This is a genomic window from Metabacillus sp. SLBN-84, assembly GCF_053629595.1.
On record NZ_JBRJIP010000002.1, the window covers coordinates 1 to 7,239 of the forward strand.

Below are 7,239 nucleotides of genomic sequence, written 5' to 3' on the forward strand. Positions count from 1 at the left end.
ATGGATGCGGTGACGTCATGATAAAACGTATATTTAATTATGATCGTATCTCTAAACGGCTTGATAAGGTCAATCTCATGCTTGCAAGAATTACTATATTTGTTGGTCTGATTTATGCTATGAATTTCTTCTTAAAGTGAGGCGGATCTCATGTGTGTGAAAAGTGATTTAATTCAGTTGCTCAAAGAAATTTCTTTTTGGTTTCTTTCTATTGGTGGATCTACGGCTGCTTTTGTATTGGTAGTTAAATAGAGTGATATTTGGACTTCTTGAAAGGGTGGTAAAAATGGAAAAGTTTATGGATAAAATGAAGGCTCTTGTTCCTCCTTTTCTTTTTGAAAAATTACAACGTGAGGATGAAATGTTAAATCTCGATAGAAAGGCAGTCTCTTATGATCACTGGTCTGATGATGGGGCGTTCACCTTATTTATTAAGCTCGAAGGTGGTGCTTTGCTGTATTTGACTTATTATGATAATTCTGATCATTGTGGGGAAGTCGCTAAATCGGATTATCTCTCTTTACCTGAAGTTCTGAAATTAAAAGCTTTACTCTAATCTTATTTCTTGGGTTTAATTTGTTCCTGCTGCTCTCCAGGTCGGAAGCAAGTATAGTTTTAAAAATTTTAGCGTAAGCGTTCCGAAGGAAAAATATTTAAAAGTATAGTTGGTGATAAACCTATTTAGAATTAAGGGGTTTCTTGCTGATCTTCGGTGGCTGCTGTTAAAAATTAATGTGCTATATGGGGCGTGTGTCAACGGTAAAGGTCTGACCGAAGGGAATTTAAGGAGTTGATACATTAACCAAACAAAACCCTCTTGGTGTGTCAAAAGCAGCGCCTTTTGACCTGCCTACCGGCGAGGGAGCCCCTCAAAGAATTGAGGGGTTGGGGAGTTTGATTACTGGGATTCTTAAGGGAAAAGTTTCCCTTAAGCCCTAGCGGAGCGGAAGGATTTTAATGCTCGGTACAACTTGATTGTACCACATAGTTATAACGAAAGAATGCGGGTTCAGCAAGACTAGGGGGTTTAAGATTGTATAGAAAAGTAATAGTTACTGGAGATATTATTGAGGTCTACGAAATGGAAAAAGCACCTCACAACCCACATGAAAATTGTTCTGATAAACATGATTCATATAGTGAACACTTGGCTGATACTAGCCTATATAGATACAATCCCGAAACCAGGGAAAACGCTGCACAAGCTATGAAGGAATGGACAAAAAATAAATTAAAAGAAAAGGTAGACAGGAAAGAAGAAAGGCGTAAGCAAACGCTGCGTGATGCTAAAAATACTGCAAGGCGGATCGCACTTAATAATTTTGATTCTTCCTCTCTTTTCGTCACTCTCACCTACGCTGAAAACATGACAGATATTGGACAAGCTGATAAAGACTTTGCCCAATTCGTTCAGCTGCTCAATGAAGATTTTGATAAAAAACATAAATATTTTGCTGTTCGTGAGTTCCAGGACAGGGGCGCCATACATTATCATATGCTCATAGATTTAGATATTACCTGGGATCGGGACGATAAGGAAAGGCGGGAATATTTTGAAAGGCTCGTTCATGATATATATTGGCATCATGGTTGGGTCGATCTCAAAAGGTTAGATTATTATGAGGAAGGGCGCAAGAAGCGTAAGATGTACAATCCTGAAGGGACTGTTGACAATGTCGGGGCGTACATAGTGAAGTACATGGATATTGATGACGGGCGTCTCAAAGGGCATAAGGCGTATCTCACAAGTGCAGGATTGGAAAGACCAAAAGTATATACTGGAATAGAAGCAGAAGCCGTTATAGCAGCTTACGAATTAGACACAAAAAAAGAGACATTCACTAACTCCTACGAAAGTGAATATCTCGGTAAAATCGTCTATAAAGAGCATAACCCAAAACGCAAAATAAATAAAGAACTAATACTTGACAAAATCTCTTAAACTCCCATAAATGGGGGTTTTTTCTATGTATTCAATAATTATACAAAACATGAATATTTATACAGAGAAAATATAAATTCGTGCATACTGCTAGTACCCAATAGGAATATACCAGGAAGCACTAAAAACGCTTAGAAGGCAAATATGGGCGTCTGAGGGCTATGTCTATTTTTAGCGTATGTTTAAAAGTGCTGACAAAGTCTGACAAGAAAAATATTGTAAAAAGCATAGGTCGATAGTAAGATAAAAAAGTACAAAATATAACAAAATATGAAATGAGGAACAAAAATGGAAGCCTTAGATGTGCTGATTCTAGGAATATCGAAATATAGTTTTAATGATGATAGTGGGCGTTTAGTCGAGGGAACGACTGTTCACTATGTGCAAACTCCTGGTGTAAATGGAGCCGATAAGAAAGGTTTACTTCCTGCAAAAGCTACTCTGCCTGTCGAAGCATTTGAAGGTATGTTTTCGGGTGCTGCATTTCCCTGCAAGGCTAAAGCTGGAATTACTCTCGATCTATCCAACAAAAGAAACCCTATCAAAGTGACAGGATTTCATATTAAAGAAGCTGTGAAGCTGTAAAGGAAGGTAGCCTATGAACCCGGAAGAAAATCAACAGATCGCTGAACCTGAACAGACAACAGAACCTGATCTCACTACTGGAGCAGATCAGACAACAGAACCTGTTCAGCAGCCTGAAGAAGTTGAACCTGTTCCGGTAGAATATGAGTATGAAGGTTTTGTTGATCCGACACCGTCTGACATAGTTGACAAAAGCGACATATTAATATTTTTGCAGCAGCAAGAAATAAAGGTTTTAGAAAAGCAGCTCGAACAGGAAAAAACGCTGCTCGAAGATGCTAACAAAAAACTGCAAACTCTTGTAACGCAAGGTTCTGAAGGTGATTCGACACTTTCTGATACTAATGGTCAAATACTCACAAAGTTAGATTCCATTGTAGATCAGCAGCAGCATCTTATTTCCGGTAGTGACACCATTGTAACTTACGGTGTTTTCTATATACCCTTTGCAATTATTCTTTTCCTACTTTGGCGATTCTTTGCTACATTCATACGCAAAGTAGCCTAATTTGAAAGGTGGTGAAATAAATGGATTCTGCAACAGTTACAACTGCAATGGTGCAACCTATCTCTGACGCTATTTCTGATAACGTTGGTGTGCTTCTTCCAGTAGGTGTTGGCATCATGGCTATCATGGTTGGTATTTCTTTGATCCCTCGTATTGTTTATAAATTCCTTTAATAAGCAATTATGTTTATCTAATTTTAAAAATGGCGGTGGCTTTGATGCTTCCGCCTTTTTTAATAGGGTGTGAATTATGGCAAAAAAAATATTAATTTGTTTAATGGTATTGATGGCATTTATAACTCCCCTTTTGGGTAATATTGCTGCTTTGCCTGTTATGGCTTCAACGCCTGTTTTAGATCCTGAAAAGACAGTTCCGCAAGATGATGGGAACATGTACGGTAGACCTACGGATTGCCCTCCTGATTATGTTGGACAGAAGAAATGTTTCATTGTTCATAATCCTATGATGAAACAGGCTCCTAAGGAATTAGAAGTAAATACTATTGATATTCCTGAAAGGACATCGAATCGTTTTGCTGTTCCTGGGATGTATGGGCTTATTCTTGGAAGTGGGTTTTCTCTCTTTCTTTCTAGTAGTCCAAAGGCACAGGATTATCATGACAAAGCCTGGGACGAAATAAACAAAATTGACTTGGCTTTTGGTCAATATTTGGACGAAAAAGTCGAGCCTTCTGTAATGTATGCTTTTAATGAAGCTGTTGCTCTTGGTCATGATGTTTCTGCTTATATGGATGGCTTAATGAATGACCTATCTATGTTTTGGTTTCAGCATTATATTGCGCAGCAGATGCCGTACTATACGAATGTCCAATATACAGATGATATGTCCTCTGTAAATTTTGGCGGCCATAATGATTGGTTAATGATTACACCTGATAGTACAGTTCATTCCTTTGCTAGATCCTCACATTATTTGGTCTTTCAAGGTATTCAGGATTCAAGCAGACCGCATGAAAATTATGTTCCTTATAAGCTCTACCATATTGATTACAACGGTTCTGCAATGCAAGATACTGTTTATTTGATTACAAAGTTAGGATCTTCTTTTGTGCCTGTTGTTGTAACTTTCAACCCTGACAGTTCAATGACACAACAGACTTGGAAAAATATTGACGGTTCAGGATCTTATTTTCCGGTATTTCCGTTTGCTGAAAATATTGGCAATGGCGTAACCTTTATGTCTTCTGTTGCTACTGAAGAACTAGCTGCATGGAAACTTGCAAGGCATATGGCTTCGCAAGCTAGTCCAGGATCTTCTTCTTATCAATTCCCTACTTTCGGAGATACTTCGGCAATTACTCAAGGTGGTTATTCTTTGCCCTATGAAGTGAATCCACAGGCTCAAAATTTAGATGTGCCTGCTATTGTCAGTATGGAAGGAAAACATTTTTGGGCTCGTCCTTTTAAAGATAAAGATGGGACTATAAATTATGATTATGTTCCTGTTGATTCTCAACCTATGATGCCGCCTGGACTTACAACTGAAAAAGTTATAATTACAGAAGATGGACAGGAAGTATTGACGCCTGAAGGTCAACCCGTTCAAATGCCGCCAATGTTTCCGCCTGTGACGCCTGCCCCTCCTACTGCGCCTTTATATCCTGGTGAGGATGATGGTGTATTGCCTGGCGTTCCTGGTCACGTTCCTGGTACTCCAATTCCTTTACCTGGTCAACCTGATCCCGAGCCTGGAGATCCTGGTACTGATCCTGGTGGAGATCCTGGTACTGATCCTGGTACTGATCCAACAAACCCACCTACTGATGGGAATTTATTGGACTGGTTAAAGGCTCTTATTGAAACGATTATTACCCTTCTCCAAAATATATGGAATTGGGCTCAAAGTTTAACCTTTGTCGTTTGGTTCACTTCAATTATTGGATACCTGGGCGATTTGATAGGTTTGATTCAAGGGTTATTTTCTGAGTTGTTTTCTTTGCTCGGTGGGAATGTTAGAGCCTGTTTTAACTGTTCTTTCTACTATGTTAGATCCGGTTTTAAATGCCTTTGATACTCTTTGGAGTAGGCTCACTATTATAGCTGATGCAATAGGAAATATTGCTTCTCCTATATTGACTTCCCTTACATCTCTTTTTGAAATGTTATGGACAAACCTGACTTCTATTGTCTCGGCTCTTGCTACCCTTGCGCAGCCCATTGTAACGACTATTACAACTGCTTTGGGTACTGTCACTGGTTGGCTTTCTGATATTGTTGTCGCTATTGGTGAAATAATTAAGCCTATTGTTAATCCTATCGGGTCTATTTTAACAACTGTTGTAAATATTCCTAATTTGATTATTCAAGGGATAGAATCTCTTTTTTCTACTCTCTTTGTTCCTACTGTCTCTGTCCAGGAACAATTTTCACCTTTGAAAGAACAGGCTGAAAAGAAATTCTTTCCTGCTGATACCTTTAAATATTTAGCTGCTCCTTTTAAGGGTGCATCTTGTGACGCTCCTAGAGACATGTACGCTAATTTGTTCGGTATGGAAATGAAAGTCTTTGATTCTTCATTTATCGAAGCTACTTCCCAATGGTGGAAACCTATTATAAGTGGGTTCTTATGGTTCATGTTTGGATTTTGGCTCTTTAGAAGAATGAATATGATGGCAAGTAAAAACGGGGGTGCTTCCTGGTGATAATTACCGCTATTATTATGTTTTGCGTTGGTATTCTCTCATGGATCATTGCTCTAATGCCTTCGTTAAATTTTTCTTTTAGCCCTGAAAATCAATCTTCCTTTGTTGGTGTGATTGATGCGGTGAGCTGCTTGGTTCCTATGAATACTATCGGAATTATTATGGGTCTTATAATTTTGGCTTATGGTATCGAATTCTTATGGTATATATTCAACTGGGTAATAGCAAAGATCCCATTTATAGATTAGAAAAAAATGCCGTAGGGGTGTTGACCCGCAAAGCGTATGCTGCGGGGCATGCCCCAGGCATTTCTACAAACACTTACACAATTATCATAGTTCGGATTTTAAAAGAAAATCTTCAGCTGCAGCTTCCAGATCTGCACCCTATTTTTATAAAAAACACGAATGATTCTAAAGGGGATATAGAAAATGTCCGTAAATAATATACGACCAAAAAAACCGAAACCGTATAGAAAATATACTGCCCAAAACTTTTTGTGGAAATTTGCAAAGTATTTCTTTTTCATCTACAAAGATATTTTTAAATACATGAAACATGGTAAACCTTTCTCTGAATTTGGTGTAACTCTTTATGCAGGGAAACAAGGTGCAGGAAAAACAACTGGTATGGTTGAGTATCTTGTCAGAATGAAGCATCAGCATCCTAAATGTAAGATTTACACGAACTTTGGTTTTAAGCTGCAAGACGGTCAATTCAATGATTGGAATGATTTCTTTAATATTCGTAATGGTGAAGATGGTGTCATTTTTGCTATTGATGAAATACAGAACGAATTTAATTCTACTGCCTGGAAGAACTTCCCCGAAACTCTTTTAAGTGAGATTACCCAGCAACGCAAACAAAGAATAAAAATTGTTTCTACTTCCCAGGTCTTCACAAGGGTTGCTAAACCACTAAGGGAACAAACGTATGAAGTTGTCGAATGTTATACGGTGGGTGGTCGTTGGACTTGGATGAAGGCTTTTGATGCTATGGAGTACGAATCTGTTATTTCTCAACCTGTTCTTAAAAACAAGCTGCACAGACTTTGGAGAAAAAATTTCATTCAAGATGAATATTTAAGGGAAGTATTTAACTCTTATGACAAGGTTGAAAAAATGAAAAAGACTACTTATGTAGAAAGGACGGATCGTATATCCTAATTTGACAAACCTCATTCTGACGGTGTATGATTTTGTCAGACAAACTATAAAGGGGTTTTTAATATGACTGAACGAAAAACATTTAGGATTGACGAACAGATGCAAAAGGAATTTGACAAGGTACTTGTTTCGTTTAATAAAGATGGTCTTGATCTTGATGAAAGTAAACTCATAAGATTCTTAATCAATAAAGGATTAGAAAAATTAAAATTGGAAGGTAGGATAAAGGATGAATAATGAATCCAGTTTAAAAATGCGTAATGATGAAGAAAAAGAGATTAAAATAAAAAATATAGAAAATGCCATTATTAAAGGTTCTAAGGTTGCTTTCTTTGCTACTCTCACTGTTATGGTTATGCTTTGCACAATTCGTATT

At 37.7% G+C, this 7,239-nt stretch carries 10 protein-coding genes; all 10 read left to right on the forward strand.

Features of this window, described 5'->3' with window-relative positions:
- Positions 1–286 precede the first annotated feature (286 nt).
- The gene (locus tag RKD52_RS20170) at positions 287–556 is read left to right on the forward strand and encodes a hypothetical protein (RefSeq protein ID WP_454101283.1); all 270 of its coding nucleotides are present in this window, start codon (positions 287–289) and stop codon (positions 554–556) included.
- 477 nt (positions 557–1,033) lie between these two features.
- Positions 1,034–1,942: a rolling circle replication-associated protein gene (locus RKD52_RS20175; protein WP_454101284.1), complete on the forward strand. Its 909-nt coding sequence runs from the start codon at positions 1,034–1,036 to the stop codon at positions 1,940–1,942.
- A 288-nt stretch (positions 1,943–2,230) separates the two neighbouring features.
- Positions 2,231–2,527: a hypothetical protein gene (locus tag RKD52_RS20180; protein ID WP_454101285.1), complete on the forward strand. Its 297-nt coding sequence runs from the start codon at positions 2,231–2,233 to the stop codon at positions 2,525–2,527.
- 13 nt (positions 2,528–2,540) lie between these two features.
- A complete protein-coding gene (locus tag RKD52_RS20185; protein WP_454101286.1) occupies positions 2,541–3,035 on the forward strand; it encodes a hypothetical protein in 495 nt (164 codons plus the stop codon).
- Between the two features lie 20 nt (positions 3,036–3,055).
- Positions 3,056–3,208 (forward strand): hypothetical protein, encoded by a 153-nt coding sequence (locus RKD52_RS20190; RefSeq protein WP_454101287.1) that lies wholly within the window; start codon positions 3,056–3,058, stop codon positions 3,206–3,208.
- A gap of 76 nt (positions 3,209–3,284) precedes the next feature.
- Complete coding sequence (locus tag RKD52_RS20195) at positions 3,285–5,066, forward strand: hypothetical protein (protein ID WP_454101288.1); 1,782 nt, start codon at positions 3,285–3,287, stop codon at positions 5,064–5,066.
- On the forward strand, positions 5,005–5,697 hold the full coding sequence (locus RKD52_RS20200) for a hypothetical protein (RefSeq protein WP_454101289.1): 693 nt from the start codon (positions 5,005–5,007) through the stop codon (positions 5,695–5,697). The genes RKD52_RS20195 and RKD52_RS20200 overlap by 62 nt, the downstream gene beginning before the upstream one ends.
- Positions 5,694–5,945 carry a hypothetical protein gene (locus tag RKD52_RS20205; protein ID WP_454101290.1) on the forward strand — a complete coding sequence of 84 codons (252 nt, stop codon included), beginning with the start codon at positions 5,694–5,696 and terminating at the stop codon, positions 5,943–5,945. Before RKD52_RS20200 ends, RKD52_RS20205 begins: the two co-directional genes overlap by 4 nt.
- 183 nt (positions 5,946–6,128) lie before the next feature.
- Positions 6,129–6,863 (forward strand): hypothetical protein, encoded by a 735-nt coding sequence (locus RKD52_RS20210; RefSeq protein WP_454101291.1) that lies wholly within the window; start codon positions 6,129–6,131, stop codon positions 6,861–6,863.
- 63 nt (positions 6,864–6,926) lie between these two features.
- Positions 6,927–7,100 carry a hypothetical protein gene (locus RKD52_RS20215; RefSeq protein WP_454101292.1) on the forward strand — a complete coding sequence of 58 codons (174 nt, stop codon included), beginning with the start codon at positions 6,927–6,929 and terminating at the stop codon, positions 7,098–7,100.
- Positions 7,101–7,239 lie beyond the last annotated feature (139 nt).